This window comes from Bradyrhizobium sp. NBAIM08, assembly GCF_020193935.1.
In the GTDB taxonomy this organism is placed as follows: domain Bacteria; phylum Pseudomonadota; class Alphaproteobacteria; order Rhizobiales; family Xanthobacteraceae; genus Bradyrhizobium; species Bradyrhizobium yuanmingense.
In genome coordinates this window covers 1-1,724 of the sequence record NZ_JADYVR010000041.1, presented here as the reverse complement: position 1 = coordinate 1,724, position 1,724 = coordinate 1, and the positions used below count along the sequence as shown (strand labels likewise).

At 61.3% G+C, this 1,724-nt stretch carries 1 protein-coding gene; it reads left to right on the top strand.

The genetic code is table 11. The annotated features are described in order from the left end of the window. Positions 1 to 71 precede the first annotated feature (71 nt). Positions 72 to 1,604: a DDE-type integrase/transposase/recombinase gene (locus I6F37_RS38260; protein ID WP_050992081.1), complete on the top strand. Its 1,533-nt coding sequence runs from the start codon at positions 72 to 74 to the stop codon at positions 1,602 to 1,604. Positions 1,605 to 1,724: the final 120 nt, after the last annotated feature.

Here is a 1,724-nt window from a genome sequence, read left to right as displayed (position 1 = left end):
GCTAAAAATGTTACCGGACAACTTCCCTGTCGTGTCTGGGGCGGAGCTGCCGAATCAGATCGGTGGCGGCTATGGCAGGGAAGATCAGCATGCGCGCAAAGCGCGAGATCACATCAGCGCTGGCCGAGCGTTATCGGGCAAGCGGGCGGCTCGAGAAGGGACGGATCCTAGACGAGCTGTGCGCCGTTGCGGGATGGCATCGCAAGCACGCGATCCGAGCGCTGTCAGCGGACGGGGCATCGGGGTCGGCCGTGCCGCGGCGGCGGGGCCGGACCTACGGAGCTTCCATTCGTATGGCACTGATTGTGCTATGGGACTCGTCTGACCGGCTCTGCAGTAAGCGGCTCGTCGCGATGATCCCGTTCTTGCTTCCGGCTCTTGAACGGCACGGCAGATTGAAGCTTTCTGCTGATGAGCGGTCTAAGGTTTTGAGGGTGAGCGCGGCGACGATCGATCGCCTGCTGAGCGACGTAAGGATCGCAGCAGCCGGAGGACGCCGACGGCGGGCGGGCTTTTCCAGTGCCGTACGGCGGCAAGTCCCGGTGCGTACATTCAATGACTGGGGATCACCTCCGCCGGGGTACTGCGAAGCGGATCTGGTTGCGCACGGCGGCATGTCCGTATCCGGGGCCTTCATTCAGACGCTAACAATGGTGGATGTCGCAACGGGGTGGACCGAATGCTTTCCGCTTGTTGTGCGTGAAGCAGCGCTTGTGGTCGAGGCCCTCGAGCGCGCCCAGAACCTATTTCCCTGGCCCGTTTGCGGGCTCGATTTTGACAACGACAGCGCCTTCATGAACGACACGGTCGTCTCGTGGTGCCGTTCTCACGATGTCGAAGTCACTCGTTCCAGGGCCTACAAGAAGAACGATCAAGCGTTCGTTGAACAGAAGAATGGAGCTATCGTTCGACGTCTGGTGGGCTACGGGCGCTTTGAAGGCATTGATGCCGCTCGCTCATTAGCTCGCCTGTTTGCCGCGGCACGGCTGCACATCAATTTCTTCCAGCCCTCGTTTAAGCTGAAGGAGAAGCACCGCGAAGGTGCCAAGGTGATCAAGCGTTATCTTCCTCCCGCTACACCGTACGAAAGAGCATTGGTCCACCCGCATCTCAACGAGGCATTCAAACGTCGGCTGCGTGAGATTTACCGCACGCTTGATCCGGTGGCATTGCTGGCACAGATGAGGGACGCTCAAAATGAGCTGGGCAAGCGTGTTGATCAGCGGGCCGGAAAGCCAGCCATGACCGTCGCGCCGGTGCAAAGCGACTTGACCGCCTTTGCCCGAGAGCTCGGCGACGGTTGGAAGCAGGGTGAGCAGCGCGGCATTCATCGGCGCCGCTATGTGCGGCGCAAACCTGCGCCACGTCGGCCATCGATGCTCGACCCATACATTCCCATGATCGAGGAATGGCTCGCCGCGGCTCCGCACTTGTCCGCCGTCGATCTCCTCTCCCGGCTGGCAGCGCATGCGCCGGGTCAGTTCAGTGGCCATCAGCGGCGTACGGTGCAGCGGTTGGTGAAGAATTGGCGATCAAAGGTCGCTCGACAGCTCATCAGCAGCACCGAAACCATACTATCGTTCCAAGCTTCCCTCGCTGTCTAAATCCCACGTGTTGCTTTGCCGAATCACCGCAAGCCGCTCTCTCGCTACGGCGCTCTGGAGGGCGCGCTTCGCGAGCGGCTTGCTCGGACCCGCGGGGTCCAATTCGCGCGACAGCTGGGG